Annotated in this window: 12 protein-coding genes; 8 read left to right on the forward strand and 4 right to left on the reverse strand. The window is 70.6% G+C overall.

Annotation, left to right across the window (positions count from 1 at the left end; genetic code table 11):
* Nucleotides 1–7: 7 nt before the first annotated feature.
* Genes FHW79_RS05675 through FHW79_RS05685 form a run of 3 tightly spaced genes read right to left on the reverse strand, consistent with a single transcriptional unit; the run spans nt 8 to nt 7072 of the window.
* A complete protein-coding gene (locus tag FHW79_RS05675) occupies nt 8–832 on the reverse strand; it encodes an ABC transporter permease (protein WP_247884186.1) in 825 nt (274 codons plus the stop codon).
* The gene (locus FHW79_RS05680) at nt 825–1598 is read right to left on the reverse strand and encodes an ABC transporter ATP-binding protein (protein WP_094306364.1); all 774 of its coding nucleotides are present in this window, start codon (nt 1596–1598) and stop codon (nt 825–827) included. The genes FHW79_RS05675 and FHW79_RS05680 overlap by 8 nt, the downstream gene beginning before the upstream one ends.
* On the reverse strand, nt 1595–7072 hold the full coding sequence (locus FHW79_RS05685) for an AMP-binding protein (RefSeq protein WP_183178030.1): 5478 nt from the start codon (nt 7070–7072) through the stop codon (nt 1595–1597). The genes FHW79_RS05680 and FHW79_RS05685 overlap by 4 nt, the downstream gene beginning before the upstream one ends.
* A gap of 174 nt (nt 7073–7246) precedes the next feature.
* Between FHW79_RS05685 and FHW79_RS05690 the strand changes: the two genes are divergently transcribed.
* Nucleotides 7247–7666 carry a cupin domain-containing protein gene (locus FHW79_RS05690; protein WP_183178031.1) on the forward strand — a complete coding sequence of 140 codons (420 nt, stop codon included), beginning with the start codon at nt 7247–7249 and terminating at the stop codon, nt 7664–7666.
* A gap of 342 nt (nt 7667–8008) precedes the next feature.
* Nucleotides 8009–8620 (forward strand): hypothetical protein, encoded by a 612-nt coding sequence (locus FHW79_RS05695; RefSeq protein WP_183178032.1) that lies wholly within the window; start codon nt 8009–8011, stop codon nt 8618–8620.
* Nucleotides 8621–8731: 111 nt separating this feature from the next.
* Here FHW79_RS05695 and FHW79_RS05700 read toward each other — a convergent pair whose 3' ends face one another.
* On the reverse strand, nt 8732–8962 hold the full coding sequence (locus tag FHW79_RS05700; RefSeq protein WP_035674258.1) for a DUF3126 family protein: 231 nt from the start codon (nt 8960–8962) through the stop codon (nt 8732–8734).
* Nucleotides 8963–9251: 289 nt separating this feature from the next.
* Here FHW79_RS05700 and FHW79_RS05705 point away from each other — a divergent pair, with 289 nt between their 5' ends.
* The 6 genes from FHW79_RS05705 to FHW79_RS05730 all read left to right on the forward strand — a co-directional run bounded on the left by FHW79_RS05705 (nt 9252) and on the right by FHW79_RS05730 (nt 18407).
* A complete protein-coding gene (locus FHW79_RS05705) occupies nt 9252–11999 on the forward strand; it encodes an SUMF1/EgtB/PvdO family nonheme iron enzyme (RefSeq protein ID WP_183178033.1) in 2748 nt (915 codons plus the stop codon).
* A gap of 240 nt (nt 12000–12239) precedes the next feature.
* Nucleotides 12240–14576: an SH3 domain-containing protein gene (locus FHW79_RS05710; RefSeq protein WP_183178034.1), complete on the forward strand. Its 2337-nt coding sequence runs from the start codon at nt 12240–12242 to the stop codon at nt 14574–14576.
* A 162-nt stretch (nt 14577–14738) separates the two neighbouring features.
* Nucleotides 14739–15446, forward strand: coding sequence for a TetR/AcrR family transcriptional regulator (locus FHW79_RS05715; RefSeq protein ID WP_183178035.1), 708 nt, complete (start codon nt 14739–14741; stop codon nt 15444–15446).
* Between the two features lie 171 nt (nt 15447–15617).
* On the forward strand, nt 15618–16490 hold the full coding sequence (locus FHW79_RS05720; protein ID WP_200776838.1) for an ABC transporter permease: 873 nt from the start codon (nt 15618–15620) through the stop codon (nt 16488–16490).
* Between the two features lie 67 nt (nt 16491–16557).
* The gene (locus tag FHW79_RS05725; RefSeq protein WP_035675146.1) at nt 16558–17556 is read left to right on the forward strand and encodes an ABC transporter substrate-binding protein; all 999 of its coding nucleotides are present in this window, start codon (nt 16558–16560) and stop codon (nt 17554–17556) included.
* Between the two features lie 26 nt (nt 17557–17582).
* A complete protein-coding gene (locus tag FHW79_RS05730) occupies nt 17583–18407 on the forward strand; it encodes an ABC transporter ATP-binding protein (protein ID WP_183178036.1) in 825 nt (274 codons plus the stop codon).
* Nucleotides 18408–18558 lie beyond the last annotated feature (151 nt).

Genomic DNA, 18558 nt, shown 5'->3' on the forward strand with positions numbered 1-18558 from the left:
ATTTTTCTTACCGCCATTTCAGCAGGCGGCGTTCCAGGATGGACAGCACGGTCCCGATGGTCAGGCCGAGCAGCGACAGGACCAGCACGCCGGCCAGGAGTTGGTCGGTCAGCATCAGGTTGCCGGCGGTCAGGACGAAGGCGCCGATGCCGTATTCCGCCCCGATCATCTCCGCCGCGACCACCAGGATCAGCGCGATGGAGGCGGTGATGCGGAAGCCGGCGAGGATGCCGGGCAGGGCGCCGGGAAGCACGATCTTGCGCAGGATCGACGCCCAGGGCAGGCCGAAGCTCTGCGCCATGCGGATCAGGTTGCGCGGCACCGAATCGATGGCGCTGTAGGTGGCGATCACGGTCGGGAAGAAGACGCCGAAGCCGATGGTGGCGAACTTCGACGGCTCGCCGATGCCGAACCACAGGATGAACAGCGGCAGCAGCGCGATCTTCGGGATCGGGAAGAAGGCCGAGACCAGCGGCACGCCGACCGCCCGCGCCACCGACCCGATGCCCATGGCGAAGCCCACGGCCATGCCGGCCACCGTGCCCATGACCCAGCCGACGCCGATGCGCATCAGCGACGCCTTCAGGTGCTGCCACAGCGACCCGTCCTGCGCCATGGCGGCAAGCGCCGAGGCGACGGCGCTCGGCGGCGGCAGGAACAGCTCGCTGACGAGGCCGAAGCGGTTCGTGGATTCCCACACCGCGATCAGGACCACGAAGGCGAGCAGCGCCGCCCAGCGGTGCCCCTTGACCGTGAAGCCGCCGCCGCGGAAACGGACGGGTTGCGACGGCACGGCGGAACGTTCGGTCATCGGGAGACTGGTGTCAGGCATCGGCGATCTCCCGGTCGGCCAGTTGGGCCTCGGCCCGGATCAGGTGCCACAGCCGGTCGCGCACCTCCGCCAGATGGGCCTGGGCGGAGGGCTCTAGCCGCTGGTCGCGCGGCTCCTCGATGGTTACGATCTCGCGCAGGCGGCCGGGGCGGCGGCTCAGCACGACGACCCGGTCGGCCAGCCGCAGCGCCTCGTCCAGATTGTGGGTGACGTAGAGGGCGGTCGTCCGCTCGCGCTGCCAGAGCGACAGGAAATCCTCCATCAGCAGCTCGCGCGTCTGGGCGTCGAGCGCCGACAGCGGCTCGTCCAGTAGCAGCATGGCCGGGCGCACGGCCAGCGCGCGGGCGATGCCGACGCGCTGGCGCATCCCGCCCGACAACTGCTTGGGCAGCGCCTTGCGGAAATCCCACAGACCCATGCGGCGCAGGCCGGACTCGATGCGCTCCCGCCGCTCCGCCGCCGACAGTGGGTGGTGTTCGAGGACGAGCGACAGGTTGTCCTCGACGCTGCGCCAGGGCAGCAGGGCGAAGTCCTGGAAGATGAAGGTGATCGGGTTCAGGCAGCCGTCCGGCACTTCTCCCGCCACCGCGATGGTGCCGGAGGTGGGCGCCACAATGCCGCCGGCGATGCCGAGCAGGGTGGACTTGCCGCAGCCCGACGGGCCGATGACGGCCAGAACCTCGCCCTCCTGCACCGTCAGGTCGATGCCGTCCAGCACGACGAGGTCGTCGTAGCGGTGGCACAGGTCCTTGATGATAAGCCTCATTGTCCCTTTCCTGTTGCCGACCCCGCCCAGGCGATCAGCAGTTCGTCGCGCGAGGTCAGGCCCGCCTCCGGCAGCGCGTGGTTCACGACGGCCTTGGCGGCGCCGCCGGTCGCTTCCGGCAGGCGGTTCTCCCACATGGCCTGATGGAGCGTGGGCAGCTCCTCCCAGTCACCGAGGTATGTCGTTGGCACACGGACCGCCCCCGACGCAATGACGCGGTTCAGCCCTGCGATTTCCGCAGCGTTCGAAAGATGCGTACCGACGATGGTTGCCGATGGCATCAGGACGCGGCGCTGGCGCATCCACACCTGCGGCGCGTAGAAGCTGTAGCGACGACCACTCATGTCGCCGCAATAGACGACGCGCCCCGTGTGCGGCTTCACGAGCATGGTCGAGACGGCCAGCGTGTCGCGCCGCGCCCGCTCCACCACCACGTCCGGCATGCCGCGCGGGTTGTCGGCGGCGCGCAGGATGCGCCCCACCGCCTGGCCCAGCGGCTTGAAGGTGTCCTCGGTGAACAGGCGCACGGCCTCCTTGAAGGCGGCGGTCTCGCGCTGCGGATCGGGCAGGTCCGGCATGGTGTCGGGCCAGTCGAAATGCGGGACGCGGCGCGCGATCTCGGCCAGCGACACGGCGCCGGCCAGCGCCTCGCCATAGCCGAGTGACAGCACGAAGTCGCGCTCGGAATCGCGGTCGGTGACGACGCAGACGCGGGCGCCGGACTCGCGCGCCGCCTCGATGGCCGACAGCGCCATGTCGTCGCGCAGCCCCACCGCCCCGGCGCCGTAGAAGACCAGCACGGCTTCGCCGGGGCGCAGGCGGGCGCGGCGCAGCATTTCGGCGGGCTCGGCGAAACCGGGCTTGCCGAGGAAGGTCATGTGATAGCCGCTGGAGGCGCCGAAGAAGGTCAGCGCGCCGCCGTCCCCCAGCGACTGGAAGGTGCGGGGGAAGGTCGTCTCGCCGGCGTGGCTGACCGCGTAGTCGACGAGCTGGCCGCCGTTGGCGGCGCGCAGCGCGTCGAGGTAGGGGCGTCCGGCCTCCTCCCACGCCGCCCACTGCGCCGGATCGGCGGGGATGCGGGTGAAGGCGGCCTCGGCGACGGAGCGGTCCACCGCCGCCGCCCCGCGGGCGCGGATCGCGGCGGCGCGGCGTTCCGAGGAGACCATGCCGGTCACCTTCATGCGCCGGGCCAGCGCCAGTTCCACGGTCCAGGCGCCGGTGCCGCCCGCCGCTCCCTCCACCAGCAGGCGCTTGCCGGGCTGCACGTCGAGGGCGGTGAACAGCGCGCGGTAGCCGGTCCCGGCGGCGAGCATGTAGCTGCCGGCCTCCTCCAGCGCGAGGCCGGGCGGCAGGGGGAAGAGCTGCGGCCCGTCGGCCAGCATGAACTGCTGGTGGCTGCCGTCCGGCGACTGATAGCCCTGGATGTGGAAGTCGGTGAACATCGGGTCGGCCCCGGCCTCCGGGTCCAGCAGGTCGGAGACGCCGGAATAGACGGCGACCAGATCGCCGACCGCCAAGCGCCCCTGCGCCTGCAACGCCTCGCCCATGCGCACGACCATGCCGACGCCGCCGGAGCCGGTGACGTGCACGTCCTCGTCATGCTCGTCGAACAGGGAGATGGGGATGCCGGTCAGTGCCCAGACGTCGTTGTAGTTGACCTCCGACGCGAGCACGTAGACGAGCGCCTGGGCGGGGCCGGGCTCGGGGACGGGGATGACGACCTCCGTTTCGGCCTGCGCCGGGTCGCCGTGGGCGGCGGCTCCCGTCTCCAGGTCGCGGACGACGGCCTGGGCGAGTTGCCAGCGGGGCAGGGGTGTGGCGCCGGGGACGAAGGGGCTGCCGATGGGCAGCACGCCGTCGCGGCTGTCGCGCCGCGGACGGGCGGGGAGGGGCGGGGACTTCTTCTCCAGGAACAGGGCGATGCCTTTCTTGGCACCGTGCTCGGAATCCAGGAGGAAGCGGGCGAAGGCGGCGATCTCGGCGGCTGAGCCGGCGTCGAAGCCGTCGCGCAGGCCGGTGTCGACGAGCTGGACGATGGTGTCGGCCACCGGGCCGCGGCCGACGCTATGGGCTTGGCGGAGGAGGCGGGCGGTGTTGGGGGAGTGTTGCCCCCACCCTCCCGCTCTCGGCGGACCCAGAGGGTCCGCCTGCCGCGTCAGCGCAAGCTTCGCTTGCGCGAGAGCTTCGCGGGCTCCTCCCTCCCCCGCTGCGCAGGGGAGGGTTTTGTCGGCGGGCGGCGGAGTTCCCTCCCCTGCGCAGCGGGGGAGGGTTAGGGTGGGGGCAAGTGCGGCGTCGCGGGCCATCGCCTTCGCCAGCGTCAGCGCGTCGTCCGCCCCGCGCGCCACAACATCGACCAGCCCGTATTCCAACGCGGTCCCGGCGTCGATCTGGCGCCCGGACAGCAGGATCTCCAGCGCCCGCCCATACCCCCGCTCCGGGTCCTTGCGCAGCAGCAGGCGCGGCAAACGCTGCGTGCCGCCATAGCCCGGCGGCAGGAACAGATTGATCTCCGGCTGGCCCAGCCGGGCGCGCGGGTCAGCTACCCGGACGTGGCAGGCCATCGCCAATTCGCAGCCGCCGCCGAGCGCCACGCCGCGGATCGCGGCGAACACCGGCTTGTCCATCGCCGCGAGGGCGCGGAAGACGGCGTGGGCCTTGGCGGGCAGGGCGCGGGCCTCGCTCTCGTCCCGCACCTCGTCGAGAAGCTGGCGGATGTCGGCGCCGGCCACGAAGTTGCGGCCCGTGCCGGTGATGACCACGGCGCGCACGTCGGCCCGCCGGGCGAGATGGACGACCAGCGTGTCCAACTCGTCGAGCAGGCGGTCGGACAGGGCGTTGACCGGCGGGTTGTCGATGGTCACCGTCGCCATGCGCACGCCGTCGGCGAGCCGGTCGTACTGGACGGACAGGAAGCGCTGCCGCTCGATGAGAGTCTGTTCCTCGGCCCGCTGCTGGCCGCGCGTCCAGGCGGCGATGCGCGCCTCAAGGTCGGTCAGGCACTCCGGGTTGCGCAGGGTGGAGGTGTCGCCCAGCGGCTCCCCGTTCATCATCGCCGTCAGGAAACGGCGCATGTATTTGCCGGAGCGCGTCTCGGGAAAGGCCGGAACGGCGAGGATGTCGGAGGGGACGGCGACCGCGCCCTTCTCCTGCCGCACCAGATCCTTCAGCCGGCGCTCGTCGTCGGCCGTCAGGTCCCGGCCCTTGGCGGGCAGGACGAAGGCGACGGGGGTCAGGCCCTTCTCGCGGTGGGGGGCGCCGACCACGATGACGTTGCCGACCGGGCTGTCGGGGTTGATCTGCTTGTCGCGCAGGATCGCGCCCTCGATCTCCTCCGTGCCCATGCGGTGGCCGGACACGTTGATGACGTCGTCGGACCGGCCGTGCAGGCTGAAGCTGCCATCGTCGTAGCGCCGGGCGAAGTCGCCTTGCAGATAGGCCCAGACCGGCCGGCCCTCGGCATCGCGGAAGCGCCCGAAATAAGTCGCTACGAAGCGGTCGAAGTCGCCCTTCCAGCCCGGCTTGCCGACGTTGTCCGCGTCGCCCCAGATGGTGCGGGTCAGGTAGGGATAGGGGGCGGTGACGACGATCTCGCCCTTCTCCTCCGGCCCGGAGGGGCGGAAGGCGACGCGGCCCGTGGCGTCCGGCTCGCTTTCGGGCACCCAGACGTCGCCGAGAACCCAGGGTAGGGGGTAGGTGTGGGCGTCGGCGCGCAGCGGCTGGTCGGGGTTGCCGTAGGGGTGGGTCCAGACGATGCCGCCATGCTCCGTCGCCCAATAGCTGTTGATGTATTGCGGCGTCATCACCGCCATGCCGAAGGCCTGGACGGCCGGGCTGGTCGGCTCCGCGCAGAAGGTGGCGACGCGCAGGCTGCTGCGGTCGTAGCGCTCCACGTCGGCGCGGTTCTCCGGGTGGGTCATGACCGTCTTCAGGAAGGTCACGCCCGCCTTGAAGATGGTCACCTTGTGCCGCTCGATGATCGAGGCGAAGCGCCCGGCGTTGGGGAAGACGGGTGCTCCCTCCGTCACGATGCCGGGGATGCGGGCGGCGAGGCTGGCGGTGATGAGGTAGCTCTGCCCGGTGATCCAGCCGGGATCGGCGACGACGTAGATCGCGTCGCGGCCCGGCAGGGCGTCGAAGCTGACCTTCATGGTGTGGGCGAGGCCGGCGACGTAGCCGCCATGGACATGCACCACGCCCTTCGGCTTCCCGGTGGAGCCGGAGGTGTAGATGATGAACAGCGGATACTCGGCATCCACCGGAACGCAGGGAACGGCCTTCGCCACAGCGGCGTAGAGCGCCCGGTCATCCAGCGCGCGCAGCGCCTCCATGCCCGGAAGACCGGTGTCCGGCAGCCCGGCGGCGGCGCACAGCTCCGCTTCGGCCTTCGCCAGCAGCTCGTGCGCCCAGACGTCGCGCCCCTCGGTCCAAGGAATGTCGGGAAGCCCGGCGTGGCGGACGACGATCACCGCCTCGACCCGCGGCGGGGCGGCGGTCAGCGCCTCGGCGACGCTGGCGCGCAGGTCGGCCACGGTGGCGGCGTCGAGCGTCCCGTCGCGGTCCAGCGCCCGGCCCAGCTCGCGCATCACGTCGGCCGGGGCGACGGTGATTTCGCCCTCAAGCCCGCGGCGCACCGGCTCCATCAGGGCGGTGTCGCCCAGCTTGGCGCGCAGGACCTCCTCGGTGATGCGCAGCGCCGTGGGCAGGGCGACGAAGCGGTCGAGCGCCGGGTCGCTGTAGGCTTCCTTGAAGGGGGCCATCTCGGCGTTGCGGCTGGCGCCGTCGGCGGTGATGACGACGCGGGCGCCGGCGTTCTCGATGCGGTCGGACAGCGTCTTGTCGGAGAAGCCGCCGAAGACGGCGGTGTAGATGACGCCGAGGCGCTTCGCCCCCTCCGTCCAGACGATCTGGTCGAGGATGTTGGGCATGTTCAGCGCGATGCGGTCGCCCTGGCGCAGGCCCAACCCGCGCAGCGCCAGAGCGGCCAGCGCGGAGCGGATCAGCAGCTCGCGCCGAGTCAGCGTGACGTGATGGACCGGGCCCCCGCGCCCGCCGTTGGCGGCGGCGTCCCAGCGGTCGCCCTCGTACCAGTAAGCGGTCTCCGCCCCATGGCCGGACAGGACGTGGCGGTCCACCTCGTTGAAGGCCGCGTTGGTCAGCCCGCCCGCGAACCAGCGGTAGAAGGGCGCCTCCGACCCGTCGAAGGCCTGGGTCCAGGGCGTCCAATCTGCCCGCTCCGCAGCCTCGCCCGTCGCGGCGTTCCAGCCGCGCCAGACGCCGTCGGCCCCGCGCATCAGCCAGTGGGCGCCGTCGAACCAGTGGATCGTCTGCGCGGCGATGGCTCCGTGGAAAGCGCCGGGATCGGCTTCGCAGGCGGCGCGCTGACTCTGCCAGTCCGCGGCGGAGCGGATGGGGTTGACGGCGACATCCTGCGGCAGCGGCGGCTGTCCGGCGGACTCCGCGACGGCGTGGTCCATGCTTTCCTCCCGATCGGGCATTTCTTCTTTGGCGGCCACGTCTTTCGCGCGGCGGGGATCACTATAGCGCGGCGCCCTGCATCCGCCGCAATGGCGCCGTGCGCGGCGGGGGTATGCCGTATACGCGGCTTTCGGTCATACTCGGTGCAATCAATGATGACGGGAGGAAACGGCATGTCCAAAAACGACGCGCCTGCGAATGATTCGGTGACCTTCGCGGTCAGCCATGCCGATCCGGCGGACTTCACGCGCGACGGACTGCGGCCCTTCTTCGAGTACCGCGACCTGGGCATTCGCGCCGCCACGGCGGGCAAGGCGAACGCCCACGTCATCCGCGCCCGCCCCGGCGAGCCGTCGCACGGCGGCTGGCACCGGCACGCGCTGGATTTCCAGATGGTCTATGTGCTGAAGGGCTGGGTGAAGTTCGCGTATGAGGGCGTGGGAGAGGTGCTGTTGCAGGCCGGTTCCTGCGTCCACCAGCCGCCGGGCATCCGGCATGTGGAGATCGCGCATTCCGACGATCTGGAGATGCTGGAGATCACGCTTCCCGCCGACTTCCCGACCGAAGGGGCCGAGCCGCCCGTCGGCAACTGACAGCACAGTCTCCTCCAGAAAAAAGTGCCGGTCGCACCCGTCGCGAAAAACGGCGGTGCGGCCGGCCAGATGCTTTGGAGGAATCGCCGCCATGGCCACAGGGAACGACGCAGCCACGGGACGCTTCGTTGCAAAGGAAAGCAATGCCCGTGCCAGAGCTTGGACAGGCTTCCGGAGCCGGTTTCCCTCGCTTTCGGGGAGGGCCTCCGGACCGCACCTGTCTGGAGGACCGGACAGGTGACCGGATCGCCGGACAGGCGGACGGGCGCCGGCCCGCTGGCAAGTTGCGCGCGTCGGAGGTATTAGGACGGCGTGCGGCGGCGTGACGAGGATGCGGACGGGATGCCCGAGGTCGAGATATCCCGTGAAGACACGGGGCAGGCGGCGGTGTTCGAGGCGTCGCCTTCCAGCGTGCCGCCACAGCGCTTCGCCCATCTGCTCTACGCGGCGATCCTGCTGGCCGGCTTCGTCGTGGTCGCCGAGCTGACGCTGGAGCCGGCGGCCTCCATGCTGCGCTGGCTGGGCATGCTGTGCGCGGTGCCGCTTCTCCTGATGTGGGTGATCACGCTGCTGCGGGCCGCGAGGCGCAGCGCCGTTCGGCTGGTCGTGGCGCCGGAGGGGCTGACCGCCCACGGGCAGCTGATCCCGCACAACACCATCCGCGGCGTGGCGCTCTACCCGCCGCAGGGCAAGCGGCCGCTGTTCGTGGCGCGCATCCAGACGATGACCCCGCAGCAGCACGAACGCGAGCTGGCGCTGGCCGGCGGTGACGTGGACATGGAGGAGGAGAAGCCCGTAAGGGGACGGCGTCCGCGCGCCGGCTACCGGCTGCTTCTGCTGCGCCGGAACCATCAGCCGGCGCTGATCCTGGTGCGTGGCCTTACCCTGTCGGGCGGCGAGACGCTGATGGCCGGGCTGGCCGCCGAACTGCGCCGCCACAGCCGGCCGGGCTGACATTCCTCAGAATTTTCATTGGCGCGCGGGCAAGATTGGCGCGCGGGCAAGCGCCCCTCCCGCCGCAGGGCGGGAGAGGACCGCGCTGGAAGGACGCCGGAAGGACGTGCCTCAGCGACGGGCCGTCGGGGCTGCCGGCAGGTCTTCTTCCAGGATGACGACGTGCAGGGCGTAGGAGACCTCACCCTCGTCCACGTCGCGGTGCAGGGTGCCGACGAACTCGTCGCCCAGCATGACTTCTGCGGACTGACCGGCCTTCTCGGGCGGCTGGATGATGATCTTGTCGTTGCCGAGCGTCTTGCGCAGATAGCTCTGCACACGGGCGATTTCGGTTTCGGTCATCTTGGCGACCGTCGGCTTGGCGGGCGGCATGGCATGATCCCTGTGTTGTCGAAGGGGTCATATAGAAACCTTTCGGGCAAAGGGAAAGCACAACATCGCCGCGGATCGCGCATTCGCCGCCCCGCCCCCCACAGGGTCCGTCTTTCTTGCGGATGGCCATGCCCCGCCTGTGGGAAGGCTCTTAGCCGGTTTTGTCCTCTTGTTCCGGGGGGCGCGGCCAAATACTGGATGAATTGGAATGTGGGAGCGTCCTCGCTCCGCCGTCCGGTGACCATGGCATGGGGTGACCATGGCTGCACGCCTTCGCCGTTTCGTCTCGTGCCGCTTCGTCCTGGCGATCTCCGCCGGCCTGCTGCTGGCCGTGGCGGCGTGGGCCGTGCCTGGTCTGGCGGCCACTGTGCCGGAGCAGCGCATCGCCCTGGTCATCGGCGTCGGCGCCTACCGCCACGCCACCGAACTGCCCAACCCGCGCAACGATGCCCGCGCCATGTCGGCGGCCCTGCGCAAGCTCGGCTTCGCGGTGGAGGAGCGTTACGACCTCGACAACCGCGGCATGGCCGAGGCGTTGCGGGGCTTCGGCATCCAGGCGGCGCAGGCCGACGTGGCGCTGCTCTACTTCGCCGGCCACGGCATGCAGGTGGGCGGCACCAACTTCCTGATCCCCGCCGACGCCCGGTTGGAGCGCGAGCGCGATCTGGTCTATGAGGCGCTGCCCCTGAACCTGCCGATGGGCGAGCTGGCCCAGGCGCGCAAGCTGGGCATCCTGATCCTGGACGCCTGCCGCAACAACCCCTTCGCCGACCGTCTGGTGCGGTCCGGCACCAAGAAGACGGAGGTGCATTCCGGCTTCGCCCGCGTTGACGACACGCCGACCGACACGCTGGTCGCCATGGCCACCCGTGCCGACGCGGTGGCCGAGGACGGGCAGGGCGACCACAGCCCCTACACCGCCTCGCTGTTGAAGAACTTCGACGTGCCGGGGCTGGAGCTGAGCCTGTTCTTCCGCCGCGTGCGCGACGACGTGATGCAGGTCACCCAGGGCCGGCAGGAACCGTTCCTCTATGGTTCGCTGGGCGCCGCCCCCTTCTACTTCAACCCGCTGCCGGAGAACCGGCCGCCGCAGCTCGCCGCCGTCAAGACGCTGGAGGTGTTCGACCGCGGCGGGACGGAAGGGCTGGGCATCGCGCGGCCCAGCGATCCCGACAACGACCAGCTCTTCGCCCAGGTGACCGGCCTGCCGCGTGGCGGCGGGGTGCGCATCGGCGACCGGGTGGTGCTGATAGGCGATTATCTGACGCTCGACCAGCTCACCGCCGCGACCTTCCGGGCCGACGCCACCCACCTCGGCGACGCCGGCAGTTTCGAGTTCGCGGTGATGGACGGGCGCGGCGGGGTTGCGCGCGGTGCCGTGCCGATCCTCATCAAGCCGAGCAACCGTCCGCCGGTCGCCGTCGCCGAGCGCAGCGTGCGCGCCGTGGTCAACAGCCTGCGGCTGGAGGTGCCGACCGACCCGGACGGCGACCCGCTGACCTTCACCGTCAGCGCCGTGCCGGAGCGGGGCAAGGTCCATGACGGCACCACCCCGCTGAAGCCCGGCGACAAGCTGGCGCCGGAGCGGCTGACCGCGCTGACCTTCGACCCGGAACGCGCCCCCGCGGGACGCGCCGGGGTGTTCAGCGTGCTGGTCGAGGACGGGCGCGGCGGGCGCACGACGATGAGCGCGCTGCTGGAGGTCGAGGAGGCCGGCGCTGCCCCGCCGCAGGCCGATCTGGAGGAGTCGCTGTGGCGCCGCGTGCGCGACAGCCGCGACGCCGACGCGCTGGACGCCTTCCTGCGGCTGTTCGGCACCGGTCCCTTCGCCGCGCCGGCGCGGGACCGGCTGAACCGGCTGCGTGCCGAATCGGCCAAGGTCGCGGCGCTCTCCCCGGCGGGCGGGGCGGGGGCCAGCGGATCGTCCGGCAATGGTGGGGGCAACGGGGCCGCCGGCGGCAAGGCGTCTCCGCCGCCGGAACTCCAGCTCGACACCGCCGGGGAGGGGATGTATGTGGCGGTCGCCGACGCGGATCTGCGCGCCGGGCCGGATGCGCGGTCGGAGCGGGTCGGCGCCCTCGCCAAGGACGGCGCGGTGCGGGTGCTGGGCCGGGTGGCCGACGCGGACTGGTACCGGGTGGCCCTGGATGACGGCAGCCAGGGTGGCGTGCAGGGCTTCGTCCGCGGCCCCGCGCTGCGCCCTGCCGGGCCGGAGGACCGCCAGAGACTGGCGCTCGCCGCGCCGGTCCAGCCGGGAGGATCGCAGGGGCGGGCGCAGGGCAACGGCAGCAGCTTCCAGGATTGCCCGGCCTGCCCGCCGATGATGCGCATTCCCGCCGGCAGCTTCGTCATGGGCAGCGAGCGCGGCGACCCCAGCCAGCGCCCGCCCCGCCGCGTCACCTTCGCCCGGCCCTTCGCCATCGGGGTCTACGAGGTGACGGTCGCCAACTGGCGGGCCTGCGTGGAGGGCGGCGGCTGCGCCGCCATGCCGCGGATGCGCAACCCCTCCGACGACACGCCGGTCCACAACATCCATGTCGAGGACGCGCTGGCCTACACCGAGTGGCTCAGCCGCAAGACCGGCCAGCGTTACCGCCTGCCGAGCGAGGCCGAGTGGGAATACGCGGCGCGCGGCGGCAGCGTGGCGCGCTTCGCCTGGGGGGACAGCCTGACGCCGGGGGCGCGGCTGGCCAACTGCCGCGACTGTGGCGGGGCCGCCGACCGCTCCCTGCCGGCGCCGGTCGGCAGCTTCCAGCCCAACGCCTTCGGCCTTTACGACACCAGCGGCGGCGTGGCGGAGTGGGTCGCGGACTGCTGGAACCCCGGCTACAAGGGCGCCCCGACGGACGGCGGCGCCTGGACGGAGGGCGATTGCCGCAAGCGGGTGCTGCGCGGCGGCTCCTGGCGGGACGGGCAGGACGCCATCGCCGTCACCGCCCGCATCGGCTACGACGCCGACGTGCGCTATGTCGCCGACGGGTTGCGGGTCGCCCGCGACCTGAACTGACTCCGTCGCGTTCGTTGGTGGGACGCACCGTCTGCGGATGGGACCGCGGCGCCCCCGAAATTGCAGAAATTGGTGTTGGGCCAATGCGCTAGACTTGGCCGTTCAAGGCTTGGCGATCCGCGGGCCGAACGGCCCGACGACGGAAGGCCGGCGGTGGCTTCGACCAAAATCGTTACAGCCGGCGTGGCCCGCGACTCCCTAAAGGGGTGGTCAAAGAAAGATCAGGTGGAGGGTATCGACGTGTTGCGCTGGCCCCGGAGCGCCGTTTGGACTGTTGCGCTGGTCCTGGTGACGGCGAACACCGCCTTTGCGCCCCAGGCGTTCGCCGACGACAAGCGCGTCGCGCTGGTGATCGGCAACGCGCAGTACCAGGAGGGCGGTCCGGCCGCCGGGGTGGGCGCCAACGCGGCCGTCGTCGCCGACGCGCTGCGCCGCGCCGGTTTCACCGTCACCGCCGCCGAGAACCTCGACCACCGCGGCATGGTCGCGGCGCTGAGCCGTTTCCAGGACGCGCTGGGGCAGGCCGACCTGGGCTTCCTCTATTACTCCGGCGTGGCGCTGAGCCTGTCGGCCAAAGGCTTCCTGGTGCCGGTGGACGCCAAGCCCGGCTCTGAATACGACGTGATCTTCGACACCATCGAGCTGGACTACGCGCTGAAGGAGATCCAGCGCAGCGGGCGCAAGGCCGTCGCGGTGTTCGACCCGGTGCCCGCCCACCCGCTGGCCGACCGGCTGGCCTCGGCGATGGGCGAGGAGGGGCGGTCCGTGAAGCCGGCGCTGGCGGCCCCGGCGGCGCTCGACAATCTGTTCGTCGTCTACTCGCACCGGCCCGGCACGCCACCCGCGACGGCCGGGAAGGGGGCGGACGCCTTCTCCACCGCCCTGGCGCAGGAGATGGTCAAGCCCGGCGTGCCGCTGCGCGACGCGCTGGCCGAGGTCGCCCGCACCGTCGTCGGGCGCACGCGGGGGACGCAGCACCCCTGGCTCCAGGACCGGCTGGGCGCCGACCTTGTGCTGGTGCCTGGCCCGCGCGTGCCGTCCGCCCCCGCCGTCGCCCGGACGGAGGAGGCGCCGCCCGCCGTGGCGGCGGCCCCCGAAGCGAAGCCGGCCGAACTCAAGCCGATCGAGCCCAAGCCAATCGAACCCAAGCCGCTGCCGCAGAAGGCGGAGGAAAAACCCGCCGCCCCGGCGGTCGCCGAGGTCGAGGTGGACCCGCTGAACGAGAAGCGGGTGGTGACGCGCGACACCAATCTGCGCGCCGGTCCCGACACCAAGGCGTCGGTCGTCGGCACGCTGCGCCACGACAGCGAGGTGACGGTCACCGGGCGGACCCGGCGGAACGGCGGCTGGCTGCGCGTCGAGCAGGACGGCAAGACCGGGTTCGCCTTCGCCAGCAACCTCGCCAAGCCGGAGGAGGTGCCGGTCGCCTCCGCCCAGCCGTCGGCACAGCCCGAGCAAACTCAGCAACCGCCGCAATCTCAGCCGGCGGCGTTGACGCCCGGCGTCTACACCGTGGCGCGCGATGCCAACCTGTTCGCTCGCCCGGTGCTGGGCGCCCGCAGCCTGCGTGATCTGGAGCAGGGCCAGCGGGTGACGCTGCTCCAGGCCGCCCCCGACTCCGGCTGGGTGCTGGTGCGGGATTCGTCGGGGCAGGAGGGCTACGTCACCACCGGGACGCTGGCCGGCCGGTCCGGGGAGGCGGTGTCCATGGGCGGTGCGGCGGGCGGTGCGGCGCCCAGCGCCTACCCGCCGCCCACGGTGGTCCGCAACGACGTCGATCCGGTGGCCGGCGCGCTGTCCGGCACGACCGGCCCGACGCGGCTGGCCGCCCTTCCGGACAGCGGCGGGGAAAGCGCCGCGAGGCGCCCCACTTCCAGCGCCGACCCGGTTCTAGCCGGACTGGCCGAACCCTACCGCGACGCCGTGCAGGCCGGCCGCAACGCCGCCGCCCGCGCCGCCCGTTCCGCCACCGCCGGACGGGGCGCCGAGGCGAAGGCGCGCGAGGCCCAGGCCGCCGCCCGCCGCGCCGCCGGTCAGGCCCGTGGGGGGGAGTCGGGCTTTGGGGTTCACCGCTTCCCCAACGGCGACGTCTATGAGGGGTCGTGGAACCGCGGGCTGGGCAACTTCTCCCTTCAGGGCACGATCAGCCGGAACGGCGTCGGCGTCTACCGCTTCGCCAACGGTCAGGTCTATGAGGGAGAGTGGAAGGACGACCAGATGTCCGGCTACGGCGTTCTGGGCTTCCCGTCCGGCGACCGCTTCGAGGGGACCTTCGTGAACGCCGTGCCGAACGGTCCGGGTGTCTACCGCTTCGCCAACGGCGATTCCTATGCGGGCGAGGTCCGCCAGGGCCGCGTCGACGGCCATGGCGAGCTGGCCTTCACCAACGGCGAGCGGTTCAATGGCGTGGTGGTGGACCGTCTCCCAGCGGGGCCGGGCGAATTGTCGATGCGCGGCGGCACCCGCCATGTCGGGCAGTTCCGCAGCGGCATCCAGGACGGTCCGGGGGCGGCCATCGACGCCGCCGGCACGATGCAGCCCGGCATCTGGCGCGGCGCGACCCTGCTGAGCCGTTGAATTCCCTTGGCCTTATAGCCCTCTCCCCTCCGGGGAGAGGGGACTTCATAGGCGATGAGCCTGTCGGAGGAGGGAACGCGTCTTTCCGTTTCGGCTGATATGCTCCACATTGGAACGCATTGCGGCTCGCCTTCCGGCCGCGCCTTGCGAGGACCGGCCTGGATGGACACGCTGACCGACCCGAAGAAGACCGCTTCCGCATCAAAGCCTGCCGGAGATAAATCCGTCCCAGCCAAGCCGGGCAAACCCGCGAAGGTCACCCGCGACCCGGAGGGCACCCGCGCGCGCATCCTCGCCGCCGCGACGGAGGAGTTCGCGCGTTACGGGCTGGGCGGTGCCCGCGTCGAGCGGATCGCCGAGGTCGCCGGCACCAACAAGCGCATGCTCTACTACCATGTCGGCAACAAGGAGAGCCTGTACCTGACCGTGCTGGAGGGCGCCTACGAGCACATCCGCGCCACCGAACGCACGCTGAGCCTGGAGACGCTGGACCCGCCCGCCGCCATCGCCCGGCTGATCCACTTCACCTGGCAGTATTTCCTCGACCATCCCGAGTTCATGGCGTTGCTGAACATCGAGAACCTGCACCGGGCGGAGTTGCTGAAGACCTCCGACAAGGTGCACGCCATGCATTCGCCCTTCGTGCAGATGATCGCCGACGTGCTGGCGCGGGGCGTCGCCACCGGAATCTTCCGGGCCGGGGTGGACCCGGTGCAGCTCTACATCTCCATCGCCGGGCAGTCCTATTTCTACCTGTCCAACGTCCACACCCTGTCGGTCATCTTCGGCCGCAACCTGCTCGCCGAGGAGGCGAAGGCGGAGCGGTTGGACCATATGGTGGAGCTGATCCTGTCGTCGCTGCGGGCGTGAGTCCGTCGGTGGCTTCATGCCGGCGGTTGCATCATGAATAATCCGCATACCTGACCATCCGTCCTACCTCTTTGGCAGGGTTGACCGCTTTGCCGCGCCGGGCTTACTTTTAACCAGCCGGTTAAAAGAGCGCCGCACGTCGGCGCCGCAACGACCGGGGGAGGAGGAGCGATGGCTGTCGATGCGGCGGCTCACGGGAATGCGTCCCGTGGCGGTCCCGCTTCGGGAACGGCGGCGCGACGGGGCGGGGCGGGTGCCACGCTGCTGCGTCTGCTCAATTCCGGCTGGTTCCGGCCGGTGCTGTTCCTGGTGGTCCTGACCGTCCTGTGGGACCTGTCGGTGCGGATCTTCGCGATCCCACCCTATCTGATACCGAAACCCGGCGACGTCGCCCTGGCGCTCGCCGCGGACTGGGACCAGCTTCTGGCGGCCTCGGTGCCGACCACGCTGGCGACTTTGGGCGGCTTCGCCCTGTCGGTGCTGTTCGGCATTCCCATCGCCATGCTGATCGCCGGGTCGAAGACGGTGGAATCCTACGTCTACCCGCTGCTGGTCTTCTCGCAGTCGATCCCGAAGGTCGCCATCGCGCCGCTGTTCGTGGTGTGGTTCGGCTTCGGGCTGCTGCCCAAGGTGATCTCCGCCTTCCTGCTGGCTTTCTTCCCCATCGTCGTGTCGGCGGTGCAGGGCTTCAAGTCGGTGGACGGCGACATGATGGACCTTGCCAAGTCCATGAAGGCGACGCGCCTTCAGACCTTCCGCATGGTCAGCCTGCCGCACGCCATGCCGGCCATCTTCGCCGGCCTGAAGGTGTCGATCACGCTGGCCGTGGTGGGCGCGGTGGTGGGCGAGTTCGTTGGAGCGAATTCCGGCATCGGCTTCGTCCTGCAGCGCTCCATCGGCAATTTCGAACTTCCCCTGATGTTCGCGGCCCTGGTGGTGCTGGCGCTGATCGGGGTGGTGCTTTTCTGGGTCATCGACGTGATCGAGCGGCTCGCCATTCCCTGGCACGCGAGCCAACGCCACAACTACATCCCGACGTCGTAACGCCGACAACAAAACCAACAGCGACGCCGGACACCTTTCGGCCGGACACCCTTTGGGAGGAGACGAGATGAAACGGACGCTCTTCGCGGCGCTCTGCGCCCTCACGGCCACGACGCTTCCGGCCCAGGCCGCGGACAAGGTCGTGCTGATGCTGAACTGGTACGTGTATGGCGAGCACGCCCCCTTCTACTACGGCAAGGACAAGGGCCTGTACGAGGCCGAAGGCATCGACCTGGAGATCCAGGAGGGCCGCGGGTCGGCGGTGACGACCCAGGCGGTGGCCGCGAAGACCGTCGATTTCGGTTACGTCGACGTGCCGACCATGATGAAGGCGGCGGTGAAGGGCGCCCCGGTCACCTCGCCCGGCGTGCTGCTCCAGACCAGCCCGATGTCGGCCATGGGCTTCACCGACAAGAACATCCGCAAGCCCGAGGACATCAAGGGCAAGACCGTCGCCATGACGCCGGGCGACAGCATGTCCCAGATCTGGCCGCTGTTCCTGAAGAAGACCGGCCTCAAGGACAGCGACTTCCGCGTCGTATCGGGCGACGCCCAGACCAAGCTGAACGCCGTCATCAACGGGCAGGCGGACCTGCTGCTGGGCTACGTCATGGACCAGAGCATGAAGATCAAGGACGCCACCGGCAAGTCGGTGACGCCGATCCGCTTCGCCGACTACGGCGTCAACATGGTCTCCTCCGGCATCATCGCCCACACCGAGACGCTGAAGGACAAGCCCGACCTCGTGAAGCGCTTCATGGCCGCGACGACCAAGGCGGTCGAAGGGGCGGAGAAGAACCCGAAGGAGGCCGTGGCCGCCATCCTCAAGGCCAACCCCAAGGGCGGCCAGGAAGCCACCCTGCTGGAAGGCTTCGAGCTGACCACGCCGCTCTACCGCACGGCGGAGACCAAGGGGCAGCGGCCCTTCCGCGTCACCGACGCCAACATGGCCGAAACCGTGGACCTGCTGGTCGAGTACGGCGGTCTGGACGCCGCGGCGAAGAAGAACCCGAAGGCCTTCTACACCCGCGACTTCCTCCCCGATCCCGCCGCGGCGGGCCAGTGAGGCCGAACGGACAGGAGAGCAGGGACATGGCTCAGCCCCAGTTGAAAGTCGTCGGATCGGCCGAAACGGCCCGCCTGTCGCAGAAGACCCTGATCCAGATCGACGGCGTGACCAAGACCTACCGCACCCGCGACGGGGAGGTGCCGTCCCTGCGCCCGATCACCTTCGACGTGCGGGACGGTGAATTCCTGGTGGTGGTCGGCCCGTCCGGCTGCGGCAAGTCCACGCTGCTGAAGCTGGTCGCCGGCCTGCTGCCGGTCAGCGAGGGCGCCATCACCATCGAGGGCACCACGGTGACCGAGCCGCACGACGACGTCGGCATCGTGTTCCAGAGCCCGGTGCTGCTCGCCTGGCGGACGGTGCTGCGCAACATCATGATGCCGGTGGAGGTCCGCGGCCTGCCGCGCGACACGTACCTGGAGCGCGCCCGCGCGCTGATCCGCATGACCGGGCTGGAGGGGTTCGAAAACAAGTACCCCTGGCAGCTCTCCGGAGGCATGCAGCAGCGCGCCTCGCTGTGCCGGGCGCTGGTCCACGACCCGAAGATCCTGCTGATGGACGAGCCGTTCGGCGCGCTCGACGCCATGACGCGGGAGAAGATGAACGTCGAGCTGCAGCGCATCCAGCACGAGACGGGCAAGACGGTGCTGCTGATCACCCACTCGATCCCCGAGGCGGTGTTCCTGGCCGACCGGGTGATGGTGATGTCGGAGCGTCCCGGCGCCATCGCCGCGACCTACGAGGTGCCGCTGCCCCGCCCGCGCTCGCTGGATGTCATGGGCCACCCGGTCTTCATCGAGCTGACCCAGCGCATCCGCGCGCATTTCAACGCCCAAGGGCATCTGGACTGAGGGGGAGTGAGGAGATGGCGAAGGATTTCCCCCTCCCTGACCCTCCCCCGCTGGGCGGGGGAGGGGAATTGTCCCTCCCCCGCCCAGCGGGGGAGGGAAGGGGCCCGCGAAGCGGGAAGGGTGGGGGCACCGCACCCGCACCCCTCCTCAC

The sequence above is a fragment of the Azospirillum sp. OGB3 genome, from assembly GCF_014192915.1.
Classification (GTDB): Bacteria; Pseudomonadota; Alphaproteobacteria; order Azospirillales; family Azospirillaceae; genus Azospirillum.

What these genes read in the sequence shown, in the direction of transcription:
- FHW79_RS05695 (WP_183178032.1), top strand. Translation starts at nt 8,009, where the DNA reads ATGCCCGAGGTCGAGATATCCCGTGAAGACACGGGGCAGGCGGCGGTG.
- FHW79_RS05700 (WP_035674258.1), bottom strand. Translation starts at nt 8,962, where the DNA reads ATGACCGAAACCGAAATCGCCCGTGTGCAGAGCTATCTGCGCAAGACG.
- FHW79_RS05720 (WP_200776838.1), top strand. Translation starts at nt 15,618, where the DNA reads ATGGCTGTCGATGCGGCGGCTCACGGGAATGCGTCCCGTGGCGGTCCC.
- FHW79_RS05680 (WP_094306364.1), bottom strand. Translation starts at nt 1,598, where the DNA reads ATGAGGCTTATCATCAAGGACCTGTGCCACCGCTACGACGACCTCGTC.
- FHW79_RS05715 (WP_183178035.1), top strand. Translation starts at nt 14,739, where the DNA reads ATGGACACGCTGACCGACCCGAAGAAGACCGCTTCCGCATCAAAGCCT.
- FHW79_RS05690 (WP_183178031.1), top strand. Translation starts at nt 7,247, where the DNA reads ATGTCCAAAAACGACGCGCCTGCGAATGATTCGGTGACCTTCGCGGTC.
- FHW79_RS05705 (WP_183178033.1), top strand. Translation starts at nt 9,252, where the DNA reads ATGGCTGCACGCCTTCGCCGTTTCGTCTCGTGCCGCTTCGTCCTGGCG.
- FHW79_RS05675 (WP_247884186.1), bottom strand. Translation starts at nt 832, where the DNA reads ATGCCTGACACCAGTCTCCCGATGACCGAACGTTCCGCCGTGCCGTCG.
- FHW79_RS05730 (WP_183178036.1), top strand. Translation starts at nt 17,583, where the DNA reads ATGGCTCAGCCCCAGTTGAAAGTCGTCGGATCGGCCGAAACGGCCCGC.
- FHW79_RS05685 (WP_183178030.1), bottom strand. Translation starts at nt 7,072, where the DNA reads ATGGACCACGCCGTCGCGGAGTCCGCCGGACAGCCGCCGCTGCCGCAG.
- FHW79_RS05725 (WP_035675146.1), top strand. Translation starts at nt 16,558, where the DNA reads ATGAAACGGACGCTCTTCGCGGCGCTCTGCGCCCTCACGGCCACGACG.